The following is a 14,277-nucleotide window of genomic DNA, read 5'->3' as shown; positions in this document are numbered from 1 at the left end:
TTGGCAGCATTTTTGAGCGGGTTCACGGAGCATTTGTAAAACATTTCTGTATTAGGTGGCTGTTTTTTCAAAGTAAACAAGCCACAATAGTGGCAATACCAGTCTGTAATAGAGTCTCCTTTGCCTGAATCTTATTCGATCTCGCTATACTTTTGCCCTTTAACCATAGAAGAGTGTGATGACCAAGCCTCTGAATTACTAAAGTCGTGGTTACCTGAAGACGAGTTAGTTAAGGTTGATCGCTACATTAAACAAGAGGTTAAAATTCAAGGCTTGCTGGTCAGAGGTTATCTGCGTGCCTTGCTGTCGCAGCACAGTGATTTATTGCCCAATGAGTGGTGCTTTGAATACGGTGAAAAAGGTAAGCCTAGATTAACTGATACCCAGTTCAAGCAAACTGGCATTCATTTTAATTTGAGTCACAGCGGCGATTGGCTATTGGTTGGGATCTGTGTGCCTAACGCTGAAAAGCGTATTAACCTAGATGCTGTAGAATTTGGCGTCGACATTGAGCGTTGCCGCAGCAGCACCAATATTCATGCAATTCTGAGTCACTACTTTTCTGAACCTGAAAAAGCAGCGTTACTTGCACTGCCGGCAGAATTACAGCGAGAGCGCTTTTTTGATCTTTGGGCGCTTAAGGAATCTTATATTAAAGCCAAAGGGCTAGGCCTTGCATTATCACTTAAGTCTTTTGCTTTTGATTTCTCGCCAGCGCTTGAGGCTAGCCTTACTGTTAATTCTTGGCAAGGTGATCACAGCATTAATAGTGTTGATGTCAGGGCGAATAACAACATCGACAGCTCTGTCGGTTTAAAAGAGTTATTATTGCTGCAAAATATCGGTCTGGCGACATTGCAAAGCAGGTTAAATGAAGATGTTGCAGTAGGCATCATTGATAGCAAAGGCTCAGGTGAGCAAGCTGCGGAACAACAAGATACTTTAAGTACAATGATAACCGCTAAGGATTGGCATTGCTGGCTGGGACACTTAGATGAAAGTTATCGTTTTGCATTGAGCATTGGCCCATGTGAAAAAGTCAGGGTTAATGCGTTTGCTGTGGATCTTAGGAGCTTACTTGCTGGTTTTGAACTATAAAAAATGGGGCTTGAATAGCCCCATTTTCATTTCTAACTTTTAGTTATGCAAGCTTAGACAGTTTATTTAACTGGAGTCGGTACAATCTCAAAGGCCGGATTAAACTCCACCATACTATCGGCAATTTTGCTAAAGGCTGATTTATCACCTGTGAGTTTGGCATCACCACTTACTAGCAACTCCTTTAGGGTGACTTGCCCAAGTAAAATGCGGTTTACATCGGCTTTATTGACGATAAGGTTGGCATCTGCGGCTTGCTCCTTGTCGACCACTGCATTGCTTAAGTTGCCGTTGCTTAGCTCTATATAGAGAATGTCTTGGGTATCGGGAGTGATAACATTCATCTTAACTAAACCGTGCTTAGCCGCCAGTTGACTATCAATTTTAACTGCAAGGAAGTCAAATAGAGTCGGCATGTCCATTTCACTTATCACATCAGCCGATGCAGTTTTAGGTGCGCCCGCTTGAATACCAACGCGAAGTTCTTGAGCGCCAGTTAAGTAAATGTTTCTCCAGCCTGCACCTTCTGCTTGATAGCCTAGTTGCTCATAAGTATCGGCTAGCAATTGACGAGCGGAGTCATTTTCTGGCTCGGCCATCACCACCTTATTTAATGCCGTTGCAACAAAGCGATATTCACCTTGAGCGTAATCATCTTTAGCACGCTTAATTGCGGCATCGGCGCCGCCCATGTACTCGACAAATTTGGCCGATTCTTGCTTGGTTGGCAGTGGATTAAGGTTGGCAGGATTCATATCAAAGTAACCTAGGTACTTATTGTAAACCGCCTTAGCGTTATGACTATAAGTGCCGTGGTAACCATTGGTATGCCATGTCTTGTAGATAGACTCTGGAATCGTGTCTTCAATCGCATCGCCAATATCTTGTATACCGACACCGTCGTTGGCGAGCCTCAAGGTTTGGTTATGCACTAGGCCGTAGTTATCACGCTGTAGGCGTAAGAACTCGTTGATCTCTTGGTTACCCCAAACCGGCGCTGAGTGCGAGGCAAACAGGACTTCAACATTTTGACCAAAGGCATTAATCATTTCGTTAATATCTTTTGACCACTTAAGTGCATCACGTACTTTTGCTCCGCGCAGCGTATAGATATTATGCATACCTTGATAAGTTAGTTCACCGGTCCAAAGCGCTTGCTTTGACGGAATATAAGTGATCATTTCTGATTCCGCTTCGGTGCCTGATGCGTCCATAAACACCATTTCTAGGCCATCAATGGTTAAGGTTTCCCATTTGCCTTCGCCGTTTAGGGTGTAGTCTGGTGCGACATAAGTTATTTCACCTTTTGATAGGCCTTTGCCTAACGCAGCATCGACAATACCGTGATTATGCTTACCCAGTGTTGCCCCGTATTGATACGCTGCGCGGCGGCTCATGGCGTTGCCGGCAAGTACGTTCTCATCGACAATTTCTTTAGTGATGTTATCAGAGCCGTAGACTTTGACATCAGGGAACATCTCTTGGATCCCGCGAGCACCGCCAAAGTGGTCCGCATGGCTATGGGAGTAAATCATCGCAACAACGGGTAAATCGCCATCTTTAGGTAGATTCTTCAAAGCAAATTGTAGTGAGGCTTTTGCTGCTTCTTTGGTTAACAAAACATCGTAAGCTATCCAACCGTTATCACTGCGGATAAGTGTGAGGTTAGATAAGTCGGTACCGCGGACCTGGTAAATGCCATCGCTGACTTTATATAAGCCATTGGGCACCATATTAAGCTGCGCTTGGCGATAAAGTGATGGGTTGACGGAATCTGGAGTATTGTCGCTGATAAAAGCAAATTCAGCGCGTAGAATATCGGCGGTCGCTTTATCAAATTTAGCAACAAGGTTTTTTGAGGATTGCTCAAATGCACGGGTATCGGCAAAGTTAAGCGTATCTGCTACTGCCTTATTATGAGCAATAGTATGCGCTGTTGCCTCTTTACCTTGGTAATGCACTGTAATGTGGTCATGCTCATGTTGAGCTGCAGTTACATTAAACGAGAAAATTGACACGATTGAGATAGCAAGTAGAGTCTTTTTCATAAGTCACCCTTATAAGATTGAATTCGTTCAAAGCCTTATGTCTCAATGTTGCAATTAGTTTGTAGGGCACTAATGAGACATCAGCTTAATTGAGGCCAGTATAGGTAACTTGAATTGATTAATAATTAGGGCTAACTTAGAGTTCACTATTTATAATATGAATATATTGAGTGGCAATAGCTGCAAGATTACAGCTGTAGCTTTCGCTTGATTTACTCACTTAATTTAGTCACTTGGTTTTGGCATCGGGGCCTGTAATATTTATGTCGCAGCAAAAAGCATTTGATTTGAATTTATTTCGAATCTTTACCGCGGTTTATCGTACTTCATCTTTTAGCCGGGCGGCGGAAGAGTTGGATTTAACTCAGTCGTCGGTCAGTAATGCGGTTGCTAGATTAAAGACAGCTGTTGGTCAGGAGTTATTTATACGAGTAGGGCGGGGCGTAAAGCCCACTGCGAGTGCAATGACTCTGTATCAACAACTTGCTCCGGCTATGTCAACGATTGAGCAAGTTGCTGCGAGTTTTGAGGCATTCGATGCTGCTTCAAGTGAGCACACCTTTTATGTGTATGCGAGCGAGTCTGCCATACAATTGTTGCAAGGCACTGTAGAGCATGTGCTAAAAGATCTGGCTATCAATATCGTATTTCGCGAGCCACCGTTAATAGAAGAAGAGTTGCAGATGGAGCTGCAGTTGGAAAAAGTTGATTTAGCATTGGATATTTGGCTGCCGGAGTCGGCTGCATTTAAGAGTCAAAAGGTAATGCAGGATAAATTAGTTTGTGTCGCTAGAAAATCGCACCCCAGGATCCAAGGTACTTTGACGCCAGAGCAATACTTTAATGAAAAGCACATCATTTTTAAAATGCGTCGTTACAACTTAAGTGTTGCCGATCTCTTAACCAAACATGTTTTACCTGCCAGACAGATGCACAGCGAGCAATCATCGATTTTAAGTATGATGTCTGTAGCGTCTAAGAGTGATGCATTAGCAATCGCATCAAAAGCTTATACCGACGAATATGCCGACCTTTTTGGTCTGCAAGTTTTTGATTTACCTTTTGCGGCTGAGCCCATTGAGTATTACATGGTTTGGAGCCACAAGCTTGAGCAGAACCCTGCCAATATTTGGCTTAGAAAGCAGTTGAACTTAGCAATAAAACTAAAAGGGCTAGCTGTTACGGTTTAATGGGAATAGGTATAAAAAATGCCTATAAGCTGAGGCTTATAGGCATTTTATTTTTAGGTGTTAGTGTTAATCACTAATGCTGACTTTACTGTCTAGCGAGACGTTGATTGTCTGCAGGATGCTCAAAGTCACTGCGATATGGATTGATGTCTAAACCTCCGCGGCGAGTATAGCGAGCATAAACCGTGAGTTTTGCACATTGGCAGAAGCGCTTTAGGTCAACGAAAATACGCTCTACACATTGCTCGTGAAACTCATTGTGTTGCCTAAATGAAATCAAATATCTCAGTAACTTTTCACGATCGATCTTAGGCCCTTGATAACGGATCATCACTGTGCCCCAGTCTGGCTGAGAGGTGATAAGGCAGTTTGATTTTAATAAGTTTGAAGTCAGTGTTTCAGCAACTATGGCTTTGCTATCAAGGCTATCAACTAAATAGTCTGGATTAAAACTATAGTCATCGACTTCAATGTCTAAATCATCAATGCAAGTGCCTGGCATTTCAACTACGCGTAGGTGATGAAATTGCTTAGGTTCGATAACTTTTACCGTTACTTCACCTTCTGCACACTGACTTAGATCTTGACGTAAGCGCTCTTGTACATCGAGTAGACTGTCGAACCGAGTTTGGTTATAGCTATTTAAATAAAGCTTAAACGATTTAGACTCAATGAGGTTTTTGCTATCAAAACTAAGATTAAAGTCGGCAATCGCAATCATTGGTTTACCTTTGGCATTTAGCCAAGATAACTCATAACCTGTCCAAATATCACAGCCATGAAATGGCAATTCATTTGTCAGCCTAATGGCATCACGGTTTAATTTACGCGGCACGCCTTGTAGTAAAGATGCATCATACTGCTCTTGATAACCAGTCGACTTTCCAAGTGTTAGTTCAGAAAGTTCGGGCGCGTTACTATAGGGATCATGATGTTGTGTCATCAATACGGTTTCCATGTCAAAATAGACCCCTATTATAACTGATTTTGGAACTGGCTTAAGTGTCTTCTTTACCTGCTTTAGATCTTTTTTTATCTAAATATCAACAAGCCTACATGGATAAATTGGGTGAACAGCCTAGATATTATGCTGAAGGGCAAGAGTCTGACTGTATTGTTGGCGAGTTAGACAGTGATGGCGCAGTTTTTTGGCAAGCGGTTAAACGCCAACAAGCTGGTCAATTTGATAATGTTGAAACTGCTCTCGAGTTAAGTTTACAAGCGGATATAAATGCTTTCTTTGGCAGTCACTTTGCTGCGCCGTTATATTTTGATTCACAGTGGGGCATGGGCGAGTTGATCCAAGTTTGGAATCAAACTGATTTTGAGTACCTGCAGCAAAATATTATTGGTCATCTAATGATGAAGAAAAAGCTTAAGCAAGAACCAACCTGGTTCATTGGTGTGTTAGAGGGGGAAGATAAAATGCTAACCGTCAATAATAGTGATGGTAGTGTTTGGGTTGAGATCCCTGGTGAAGTGCAAACTCAAAAATTGGCTGATAGCCTAGCTGAATTTATAACTCTGCTGACGCCGCGAGTAACACCAGCGATTAAGCAAATTGAAGAATCAATGCCCGAACTTGATCATCCTGGTATTTGGCAAAGAATGAAGCTGATGTGGGCAAACCTACGCGGTAAATAATCTTGAACTATCAGTAGAGATTGCAAAAATGGCGCTTATATTTTTCTTTTAGTAAAAGTGTATCAGCGCCATTTTGATAACTTTTTATAAGTGATCCCAAGATATATTGGACACAATGCGACAGGTATCGCAGCGGAAATGGAACATATCCAATAAAGGTTCATCGAGTAACCACTCTTTACTGCCACACTTTGGGCACGGACGCTGCTTTTCAACTGCCAAGCTTTCGCCGCCAACGCGGTATAAATAGTAATAGGTCGGTATTTTAGTTAAGTATTCAACTCTGCCGCGCAGATCCCAACCGCGCCTAAATAGATCGCTTTGGTGGCTGGTCAATTCTTCAAGTGCCGCAAACTCTGCTTTAGTTGCGGCAGCCATTTGCAATTCATCACAGGCTTGCCACTCTGTTTGCCAACGGATCAAACGTTTGTGATCGCCGTTGGCTGTTGCAGGAATTTGGTAAAGTGGAATAGGCTGCAAAGTATCACCGTTTCTTAAAGGTGAGCACATATGTACATAGCTGGTATATAGCAACTGCCAGCTGGGAGTCTCTTGGCTTGAAACTTCTGAATTTATGTCTTGGCCAATATACTTTTCTCGCGGAGCAAGCAATTTTGCTTCAGTTAATTCTTCTAGCGCACTATTAACCCAAGGACTATTGAAACGCTTAGATAAGCTGCTTTTCTCCGGTGTTAGCATGCGTGCTTTAAATTCGCCATCGTTAAAAGCAACCGCAAACTCACGTCCCAATACCTGACCATTCGCTCGATAGGCTTCAAGTAAGCCATTGATGGCCTTTTCTGCAGCAGTAATTGTCGTGTTATCAAAGCATTCAAATCTTAATTCAATTACATGCATGTATTGTCAGGCTCTTTGGTGGCGGTTTGAGATTGTTTTAGTTGATTAAATTCTTGTTTTAGCAAAGCGAATTCGCTTTTTAGTTCACTAAAGTCGCTTTCAAGTTGGGTAATTTTATCAGCTTGTTCTGTTGGAGATAAAATACCTGGCTTTTGCTCTTGTTTCGCAGCGTTAACAGCATGGCTTGCAATGGCTTGCTTATCTTCAGCACTCATGGATTTAAACTGTTGTAAGCCTTGGATCAAGACTCGCATTGGGATGCTAGTACCGAGTTTTGTTTTAATGAGCGCTAAACTAGGATCTCTGCCTTCATCACAGATCCTTTTGGCTGCGGCTAGCACTTGGTCTAATGGACTCATGGTTAGTCAAATTCCTTACTCATTAGTATGTTCATTACTCTAGTCGTTAATGCAGATAATCTAATAACTAATAAAATCAATAAAAACATATGGTTAAATCTTGGTATGTTAATTGCTTTTTAATCAAAACAAAAAGCAATGTTAATACAGGACGTTAAAGTGAAAAATAAATTATTAGGTTTAGCATTTTTTGGGATTGCAAGCTTAGGGCTAACGGGCTGCGTGGTCAATGTTGGTGATGGAGAATCTGATTGGGATAACAATGGCTCGTGGGAAAAGGTACAAAATAAAAACCGTGACAATTTATCGAAGATCGCTTTGGGCATGTCTAAAGACCAAGTCACAACCTTGATGGGAACCGCTGATTTTAATGAGGCTTATGTTCAACAAGATAAAGAAGTACATGTTCTTTTTTATCGAACTCAGCGTACTCATGGTGACGGTAAAACGACCAAAGATGAATGCACTCCTGTGGTCATTAGCAACAATGCTGTAGTTGGTTGGGGCGAAATGGCCTATAGCAAAATCTAATTGTTGCTGGTGTTAGAGTTAGCTTTTCTTAATAAGGTGTCTAAGTGATCGATGACCTCGGTCCACTGGGCATCTTCATTAAATGATTCTTCCAAAAAGTGTTTTTGAGAAGCCGTCCAGAAAGGAGCTTTATGGAGCAATATGTCGTTAGCTAGTTGATGATCATTTATAAATTGCTCTATGGCTGAATGATCATCTGCTAAGCCTAGCTGTAAGAAGAGGTGTGATAGATCTTGCGGCGTGGTATCCATAATCAATCCCATATCAATTGTTTAGTATTAAGTATGGTTGATAAGCTCATTGTTTATGGTAAAAGTTAACGTTTACCATTGTACTTCGATGCTCAGCTTTCCTGACTAATATCCTTATCTGCGATTAACCCTTTCATTAAAATGAACGCGTACGGCGATAGTGTTCATTGATTATTAATTGCACTTATTTACAGTCTTGTTACATTGGTGTTGTGTGATCTTGCTCAAGGAAAACAACAATGGAAAATCAAGCCATGGAAGACTGTCGTGCGGTTTATCTAACTGCAGAAGATTTACGCATTGCTGCCTCAATACTCTATAACGCCTATCATGATGATCCTTTCTTTCTAGAAACACTGTTTACTGGTGATCAAGCACAGTATGAGCAAAAGCTTCGTGGGGCTATTCGAGAAGAGCTCAATGAACTGTGGCAGCAAGAACAAGCTTTAATCGGTATATTTGTTGGCGAACGCCTAATTGGCGTGGCCTGTATCGTGACTCAACAAGTGCCTTTGGGAGAAGCTCGCTACTGGCATTGGCGTTTAAAGATGTTATTAAGTGCAGGCTGGCAATCAACACAAGCGCTTATCAAAAAAGAGAATACAATTATAGAAAACTTGCCCAGTAATCAATGCGGTATTTTGCAGTTTATTGCGATAGCAAATAATGAACAAGGCAAAGGCTACGGTGGAAAATTGGTTAACGCGGTTCTTAGTTGGTGCGATGAGCAACCTCATTTAGATGGGGTGGGAGTTTTTGCAAATCATGAAGCGCATATTAGCTTGTTTGCTAAACATGGGTTTGAAGCGATTGAACCGTTACAAGTTGGCAAGGTTAGTGGCGAACTTATGTTTTACCGAGGAGTGGTAAATGAATAAACGTTATCGCTCTTTTTCCGAGTTTTATCCATTTTATTTATCGCAGCATCAAGATCGGACATGCAGGATATTACATTACATTGGTAGTAGTTTAGTTGTGCTTACTTTTATCTATATTCTATTTAGTCAGCAGTGGGGCATGTTGCTGCTATTACCTGTGATTGGTTATGGATTTGCGTGGATAGGACATTATATTTTTGAAAAAAATCGGCCTGCAACATTTGAGTATCCTTTATATAGCTTTATGGCTGATTGGGTCATGTTATTTCGAGCGTTAACTAACAGAAATTAATGATAAATTCATATTGAGATAGTTTCTTTGTAAGAGATCTCTCACCTTGTTGTGGGATATCAATAATTACAAAGAGAGCCTTTGTTTACTATTGATGCTTAAGTTGTTATTTATCAGTAGGTTATACTGGCTTTGTGTTGTTGCCTATATGTTGCCTCCTTGTGTTGTTGTTATTAGTCTCCATCTTGAGTTGGCTCTAAAGGTAAACTGGGAACCAGAAAGAGATCGCGGCTTAAAGGATTTAGCTGAAATCGCTTTTTAGAAAGAAAGTTGTGATTGTATTGAGCTAAATGCTTTATGGATAAAGTGATTTTTTAGCTGAAAACAATTTTGCAGGATGCAATAAGGACAACCTTAGGAAGAGGATTTTAGCTTAGGATAAGCTAATGAAAGGATTCAGTACGTTGAGTACAGGGATATAAATGGATTTACAAGGAAGAAGCAGGAAGCAAGTTAACCAAGGAAGATGCAGGGATCGCGCATATATAGCGGGAAAGCTAAAATAAAGTGGTACCCGGGGCGCACCAATAGGTGCGCCCCTTCTATTTTGGAGTTTTTATATTATTCGCTTGTAAGTTTGTGCGATATCTCTTACAAGCTCGTAAGAAATTAAACTTAAATATGCAGTGTTCAGCTAGTTAATATACTTAATATTTCTTAAATTCAATGACTTATGGGTTTCTGGTTGAATTTCAAACTTAAACGTTCATGTTAAATAAATGTTTAAGGCCTTATTTAGTCGCAATATTAGATTACTATTTAACTGTGCTAGGAAGCATGGTTTAGCAAGCTTAAGTAAGTGCGTCAGGATTTGCACTGTTTAAGCTTGTGTATTACAGGGCTCATGGAGTGAGGCAATTATGGATTAATTGCAGTTACGACCAAGGACTGGCCAGACAATCCAGGATGGAAATTTTGTTACCTAGGAAGGTGACATACTAAGGATAGTAAAAGAAAGGACGCTCAAGGAAGACATTGGACACACTCAGGATTGAGTAAGCTTGATAAATGGATAATCAAGAGAATGGATTCGTATCGTAAGATACAAGGAAGCAAAGGACAGGGACGAAGCAGGAGCTAAGTTACGCATGGATGGTGCAGGGAGCACTCGTATAGCAGGATGAGCTTACACAATGATAGAAAAGGCACGACCCCTTGTGGGCCGTGCCTTTACTTCTTTAAGAGCTTCTATCTGAAAGCTTTAGCTTTTATTTGTTGTATTAAGTGGTTGATTTTAGCTTGGCATGCCGACCTTTGCCGGCACACTCTTAACACTTATTTACAGCCCCCAGAGCTACAATTACCTCTTGAACGGCCGCCACATCCGCCGCCAACAGAACCACGAGCTTCAGGGGCTTCATGCCATTCAGGCTCCGGGAAGATAGGCCATTGTATCTTTTGTATTTTTTTCCCGTGCATCCACAAGCTACCACGATATTGATTGATGCCATCGGTGCTAAATTCGAATAAATATTTCACCTTCCAGGTGAGTCCGCTAGTGCCACCTAAACTCGGTTTCGCTGATTCTTGTGCAATCGCGAGCAATTGTACTTTTTGCTTTTGACATTCTTTGTTGGTGAATACACGGCTAAGTTCAGCCATTTGTCTTAATTGCCAAAAAAATGCGGCGATCATTACGACCGCGGCAATAATTAAAAAATCTGTCATCATCCCTTTGTTACCTTGAACAATCCACCAATGGCAGTTGCGAGTTGTGCACTGCGATCAGGGTTTCGCAGTTGGCTAAGCAGCTGAGTGCGAATTAATGGTATAGCCACAATATCAGCAAAAATCTGGTTAAAGAAGTGCTGTTGTTGTTTTGCTAAGGCCTCTAAGTAGATAGTGAGAGTTTGCTCATCTTTTAAGGCAGACCAATTTCTGGCTGCAATCGAGATTAGCATATCCGCAGCCAATAGGTCCGCTTCATCTAAATGAGCGATCGCTTGTTGAGTTAGTTGAGGCTGCGACGCTAATCCTCTGAGAAAATAGGGTTTGTGGGCAATATCGACCATTGATAATTGAGCCTGTAGTTTCAGTGCTAAAGCTTCATCAATATTTAAATGTTCTAAACACTGGCAAACAGCGACTTGCACTTCTAAGGCCCAGCTGTCAAAGCCATCAACTAAGATATTGTGATGGTCTAGTTCATTGTTCCTGATACATACATCGGCAATCCCCTGAAGGCCAATGTTTTGCCATTGTTCACTTGGGTGTTGCCCTGACAAATACTGATAGGCAAATTCATATTGTGGAGAGGCTTTCTGGCTGAGCTGCTTTCTAACCAAGGCATTAAAGACAGCAAGCTTTTCTTGAGTCGGTTTGAAGTTAAATGGGTGGTTAGCCATTTGCTCTTGTTGTTGCTCGGTGAGCGGCTGAGTCGGATCGCGACCAAGCGCTTCAATTATCATCTTGATAAACTGTATCCTTGGCGCAGAAGACAATAATCCTCGTTCATCAAGGGGAAGTTTAATAAACCAAATATAATGTTGTTGGCTAGCGTCCCAAAAGACAATCGCAAACTGCGCATGACCTTGGATAGGTGATGGATAAGGAGAATGCAGTTCTTCTATCTGATGAAATGCCATCATATCGATATGTTGTACTCGACGGCCCATGTCATAAACTTGGAATTGAGTGTTAGCAGTTTTTAAAAATTCACTTAGAGTCGTTATTTGTGTCATATCGTTATCGAGTGTAGGTAAATTAGCGCATATTATAGGGATAACTCTGTTGAGATGGTATCATCGCGCGTTAATTTTCCAATGCTTGTGACAACGACAGTTTCCAACAGTGAGAGAGGGTAGTTTGACAGCCGTAAAAGTAAGGGGAAAGTTACTGGCATTAGCAGAAGAACTCGAACTGCAAGGTTTGTTAGCCCGTACACCTCCGAGTGAACAGGCACTTGCCAGCACCACGCCGTTTGCGTGTGATGTTATGCCATTTGAGCAGTGGCTACAGTTTATATTTTTGCCAAAAATGCACTTTATGCTAGACAACGCTATCCCGCTGCCTTCTGCAATGTCAATTGCGCCGATGGCGGAGCATGTATGGGCTGATAAATTGGGTTATAAAAATATTATTTTACTGCTAACTGAGTTAGATACATTAGTCGGCGCAGTATCATAACAGGGTGACAAGAGAGCTTTTATAATGAGTGATAAAATAACAGAGACAGCGCAAAGCGGACTGGCTGACAAAGCATTGCTTGAACAGGCTTTTACAGAACAAGCGCCCGTTGACAATGAAGAACAAGAGGTTGCACCGCACATTGAGGTGTTGTTTGAAGATGACGATATTGTTGTTATTCACAAACCTGCAGGCCTTCTCGTTCATCGTAGCTATCTTGCTCGCCGTGAACGTTTTTTTGCTATGCAATTAACCCGTGATCTCGTTGGCTGTCATGTATTTCCTGTACATCGCCTAGATAGGCCTACATCGGGGATTTTATTGTTTGCTAAGAGCAGTGAGATGGCTAATGCTCTATGTGAACAGTTTGCTGCTCATACCGTTGATAAAGAGTATTTAGCGCTTGTTCGCGGTAATATGCATGAAGCTGCCACACTCGATTACCCACTTAAAGAAGAGCTCGACGATTTAGGTGATAAAGATGTCGATCCTAACAAAGCGGCTCAAGATGCGGTTACTTCCTACAAACCATTATTAAACAGTGAAATTCCATTTTCGTCAGGGCGCTATGCAACAAGCCGTTATGGTTTGGTACAATTGTCACCTCATACTGGGCGCAAGCACCAGCTAAGGCGACATATGGCGCATTTACGCCACCCAATTCTTGGCGATACGACTCATGGCGATGGTAAGCAAAATAAGTTTTTCCGAACTCATTTTGGAGTTAATCGTTTATGGTTAATAGCTAAAAAGCTAACGTTTAATCACCCAAGAACCGGTGAACGAATGAGTGTTGAAACAGAGCTTGAGCAAGAGTGGCTGGATTTATTTACCGGGCTTGGATGGCACGATGAACAATTGGCGACGGAAAAAGTCTCTATAGATATCGCATAAATTTTTGCGTATTTTTAACGCTTAGAAAAAGCCGTAGCATTGATTATGCCGCGGCTTTTTTATTTGTGGTCGGCCAAGGATAAGTTTCAATACATTATGACTTAATTTGTTTAGCTGTAGTGGACACTGTGCTGAAATTGGTGAGTTCGCTCTTGTTGGCAGTATTTGTGTTTAGGGGACTGTGACTGGTTTTAAAGCATTGTACTGTGTTGAAGTAACACATTCTTCGGATATGAGCACTGCGTTGAAGGTGTTTACGGTGCCTTTGTCTACAAGAATGCTTCATTGAGTCTGTCCTTCTTGAGGTCACTTTATTATCGCCACAAAGCTTGCAGCAATGTTCACTGATACAGTATGTTAAGGATATAACTAAATGGCTTTTAGGCGAAGTAAAACATGAAAAAAGTGAATCTAGTTTTTGGAACAGTTTATGGTGGCGCGCAGTTTGTGGCAGAGACCTTACAGCAAGCATTAATTGATGCTGGCCGCGATGCAGTACTTTACCAACCAGATCAACTCGGTGGCTTTATTCCGCCTGAAAACGAATTGTTGTTAATTATTTGCTCGACGACAGGGCAAGGTGATATTCCTGATGACATTCAGCCTTGGTTCTATGAAATGCAATCAAAAGCGCCTTATTTACCCGAATTGAAGTTTGGCCTGATAGCCTTGGGCGATTCAAGTTACGAAACCTTCTGCGGGGCTGGTGAGCAGTTTCTTTCGTTATTCGAGGAGTTAGGCGCAAAGCGTCTTGGCGATTTTTTAAAGATTGATGCAGGTGAGACGATGGAGCCAGAGGTTGAGGCGCTCACTTGGTTGCCAAGTTGGAATGAGTTGGTTGATAAAGAGCTTGCTGCTTAGTTGCAGCAATCGAGTTCTTATTTAAAAAGCGCGTATCGTTAACGCGCTTTTTTGTGTCTCTCTTTTGGCTTACTTTTATTGTGAAGCTAGGACTCAATCCCGCTGTTTTTTTACAGTATCTTTAAAATCTCTGCTTAAAAAGTACAGGTTTTATAATTAAAAAGCCAAAATAACAATAATTTAACTTGCATGATTGTATGTCGCTTTTTTGCGAGGTAGCTTGATGAATAGTAAGCGACTTTAGTGA

At 41.5% G+C, this 14,277-nt stretch carries 16 protein-coding genes; 9 read left to right on the top strand and 7 right to left on the bottom strand.

The window, feature by feature from the left end; genetic code table 11:
- Positions 1-120 precede the first annotated feature (120 nt).
- Positions 121-1,098 (top strand): 4'-phosphopantetheinyl transferase family protein, encoded by a 978-nt coding sequence (locus AB4298_RS15080; protein ID WP_371987349.1) that lies wholly within the window; start codon positions 121-123, stop codon positions 1,096-1,098.
- Between the two features lie 62 nt (positions 1,099-1,160).
- Here AB4298_RS15080 and AB4298_RS15075 read toward each other — a convergent pair whose 3' ends face one another.
- The gene (locus tag AB4298_RS15075) at positions 1,161-3,146 is read right to left on the bottom strand and encodes an alkyl/aryl-sulfatase (protein ID WP_371987348.1); all 1,986 of its coding nucleotides are present in this window, start codon (positions 3,144-3,146) and stop codon (positions 1,161-1,163) included.
- Between the two features lie 263 nt (positions 3,147-3,409).
- Between AB4298_RS15075 and AB4298_RS15070 the strand changes: the two genes are divergently transcribed.
- Entirely contained in the window at positions 3,410-4,336 is a 927-nt protein-coding gene (locus tag AB4298_RS15070) for a LysR family transcriptional regulator (protein ID WP_371987347.1), read from the top strand.
- An 85-nt stretch (positions 4,337-4,421) separates the two neighbouring features.
- Here the strand turns inward: AB4298_RS15070 and queF are convergent, their stop codons facing one another.
- Positions 4,422-5,279 (bottom strand): NADPH-dependent 7-cyano-7-deazaguanine reductase QueF, encoded by an 858-nt coding sequence (gene queF, locus AB4298_RS15065; RefSeq protein WP_371987486.1) that lies wholly within the window; start codon positions 5,277-5,279, stop codon positions 4,422-4,424.
- Positions 5,280-5,338: 59 nt separating this feature from the next.
- Here queF and syd point away from each other — a divergent pair, with 59 nt between their 5' ends.
- The gene (gene syd / locus AB4298_RS15060; RefSeq protein WP_248999646.1) at positions 5,339-5,980 is read left to right on the top strand and encodes a SecY-interacting protein; all 642 of its coding nucleotides are present in this window, start codon (positions 5,339-5,341) and stop codon (positions 5,978-5,980) included.
- A gap of 84 nt (positions 5,981-6,064) precedes the next feature.
- On the opposite strand, the gene AB4298_RS15055 is transcribed toward syd, so the two are convergent.
- Entirely contained in the window at positions 6,065-6,838 is a 774-nt protein-coding gene (locus AB4298_RS15055) for a Zn-ribbon-containing protein (RefSeq protein ID WP_371987345.1), read from the bottom strand.
- On the bottom strand, positions 6,829-7,197 hold the full coding sequence (locus AB4298_RS15050; RefSeq protein WP_371987344.1) for a hypothetical protein: 369 nt from the start codon (positions 7,195-7,197) through the stop codon (positions 6,829-6,831). The genes AB4298_RS15055 and AB4298_RS15050 overlap by 10 nt, the downstream gene beginning before the upstream one ends.
- A gap of 138 nt (positions 7,198-7,335) precedes the next feature.
- On the opposite strand from AB4298_RS15050, the gene AB4298_RS15045 reads away from it, so the two are divergent.
- Positions 7,336-7,728 carry a DUF3192 domain-containing protein gene (locus AB4298_RS15045; protein ID WP_283107296.1) on the top strand — a complete coding sequence of 131 codons (393 nt, stop codon included), beginning with the start codon at positions 7,336-7,338 and terminating at the stop codon, positions 7,726-7,728.
- Here the strand turns inward: AB4298_RS15045 and AB4298_RS15040 are convergent.
- Positions 7,725-7,979: a DUF2789 domain-containing protein gene (locus AB4298_RS15040; RefSeq protein ID WP_248999643.1), complete on the bottom strand. Its 255-nt coding sequence runs from the start codon at positions 7,977-7,979 to the stop codon at positions 7,725-7,727. The genes AB4298_RS15045 and AB4298_RS15040 overlap by 4 nt on opposite strands.
- A 239-nt stretch (positions 7,980-8,218) precedes the next feature.
- Here AB4298_RS15040 and AB4298_RS15035 point away from each other — a divergent pair, with 239 nt between their 5' ends.
- Together AB4298_RS15035 and AB4298_RS15030 are read left to right on the top strand one after the other, a co-directional pair.
- On the top strand, positions 8,219-8,857 hold the full coding sequence (locus AB4298_RS15035) for a GNAT family N-acetyltransferase (protein WP_371987342.1): 639 nt from the start codon (positions 8,219-8,221) through the stop codon (positions 8,855-8,857).
- A complete protein-coding gene (locus tag AB4298_RS15030; RefSeq protein ID WP_248999641.1) occupies positions 8,850-9,149 on the top strand; it encodes an Mpo1-like protein in 300 nt (99 codons plus the stop codon). Before AB4298_RS15035 ends, AB4298_RS15030 begins: the two co-directional genes overlap by 8 nt.
- A 1,275-nt stretch (positions 9,150-10,424) precedes the next feature.
- Here the strand turns inward: AB4298_RS15030 and AB4298_RS15025 are convergent.
- Both AB4298_RS15025 and AB4298_RS15020 read right to left on the bottom strand, forming a co-directional pair.
- Positions 10,425-10,820 (bottom strand): DUF3301 domain-containing protein, encoded by a 396-nt coding sequence (locus AB4298_RS15025; RefSeq protein ID WP_371987340.1) that lies wholly within the window; start codon positions 10,818-10,820, stop codon positions 10,425-10,427.
- A complete protein-coding gene (locus AB4298_RS15020; RefSeq protein WP_248999639.1) occupies positions 10,817-11,830 on the bottom strand; it encodes a DUF3549 family protein in 1,014 nt (337 codons plus the stop codon). Before AB4298_RS15020 ends, AB4298_RS15025 begins: the two co-directional genes overlap by 4 nt.
- A 124-nt stretch (positions 11,831-11,954) precedes the next feature.
- On the opposite strand from AB4298_RS15020, the gene AB4298_RS15015 reads away from it, so the two are divergent.
- From AB4298_RS15015 to AB4298_RS15005, 3 genes are all read left to right on the top strand, one after another.
- Complete coding sequence (locus tag AB4298_RS15015; RefSeq protein ID WP_371987338.1) at positions 11,955-12,275, top strand: YqcC family protein; 321 nt, start codon at positions 11,955-11,957, stop codon at positions 12,273-12,275.
- 24 nt (positions 12,276-12,299) lie between these two features.
- Positions 12,300-13,169, top strand: a complete 870-nt coding sequence (gene truC / locus AB4298_RS15010; protein ID WP_371987337.1) for a tRNA pseudouridine(65) synthase TruC — start codon at positions 12,300-12,302, stop codon at positions 13,167-13,169.
- Between the two features lie 396 nt (positions 13,170-13,565).
- Positions 13,566-14,030, top strand: a complete 465-nt coding sequence (locus tag AB4298_RS15005; protein ID WP_371987335.1) for a flavodoxin — start codon at positions 13,566-13,568, stop codon at positions 14,028-14,030.
- Positions 14,031-14,277: the final 247 nt, after the last annotated feature.

This window comes from Shewanella sp. 10N.261.52.F9, assembly GCF_041471165.1.
GTDB lineage: Bacteria > Pseudomonadota > Gammaproteobacteria > Enterobacterales > Shewanellaceae > Shewanella > Shewanella marinintestina.
This window is presented reverse-complemented; position numbering and strand designations above follow the sequence as displayed.

Coding starts and splice junctions, on each gene's coding strand:
- AB4298_RS15055 (WP_371987345.1), bottom strand. CDS start 6,838: ATGCATGTAATTGAATTAAGATTTGAATGCTTTGATAACACGACAATT.
- AB4298_RS15020 (WP_248999639.1), bottom strand. CDS start 11,830: ATGACACAAATAACGACTCTAAGTGAATTTTTAAAAACTGCTAACACT.
- AB4298_RS15005 (WP_371987335.1), top strand. CDS start 13,566: ATGAAAAAAGTGAATCTAGTTTTTGGAACAGTTTATGGTGGCGCGCAG.
- AB4298_RS15045 (WP_283107296.1), top strand. CDS start 7,336: ATGTTAATACAGGACGTTAAAGTGAAAAATAAATTATTAGGTTTAGCA.
- AB4298_RS15035 (WP_371987342.1), top strand. CDS start 8,219: ATGGAAAATCAAGCCATGGAAGACTGTCGTGCGGTTTATCTAACTGCA.
- AB4298_RS15050 (WP_371987344.1), bottom strand. CDS start 7,197: ATGAGTCCATTAGACCAAGTGCTAGCCGCAGCCAAAAGGATCTGTGAT.
- queF (WP_371987486.1), bottom strand. CDS start 5,279: ATGACACAACATCATGATCCCTATAGTAACGCGCCCGAACTTTCTGAA.
- AB4298_RS15070 (WP_371987347.1), top strand. CDS start 3,410: ATGTCGCAGCAAAAAGCATTTGATTTGAATTTATTTCGAATCTTTACC.
- AB4298_RS15030 (WP_248999641.1), top strand. CDS start 8,850: ATGAATAAACGTTATCGCTCTTTTTCCGAGTTTTATCCATTTTATTTA.
- AB4298_RS15025 (WP_371987340.1), bottom strand. CDS start 10,820: ATGATGACAGATTTTTTAATTATTGCCGCGGTCGTAATGATCGCCGCA.
- truC (WP_371987337.1), top strand. CDS start 12,300: ATGAGTGATAAAATAACAGAGACAGCGCAAAGCGGACTGGCTGACAAA.
- AB4298_RS15075 (WP_371987348.1), bottom strand. CDS start 3,146: ATGAAAAAGACTCTACTTGCTATCTCAATCGTGTCAATTTTCTCGTTT.
- AB4298_RS15040 (WP_248999643.1), bottom strand. CDS start 7,979: ATGGATACCACGCCGCAAGATCTATCACACCTCTTCTTACAGCTAGGC.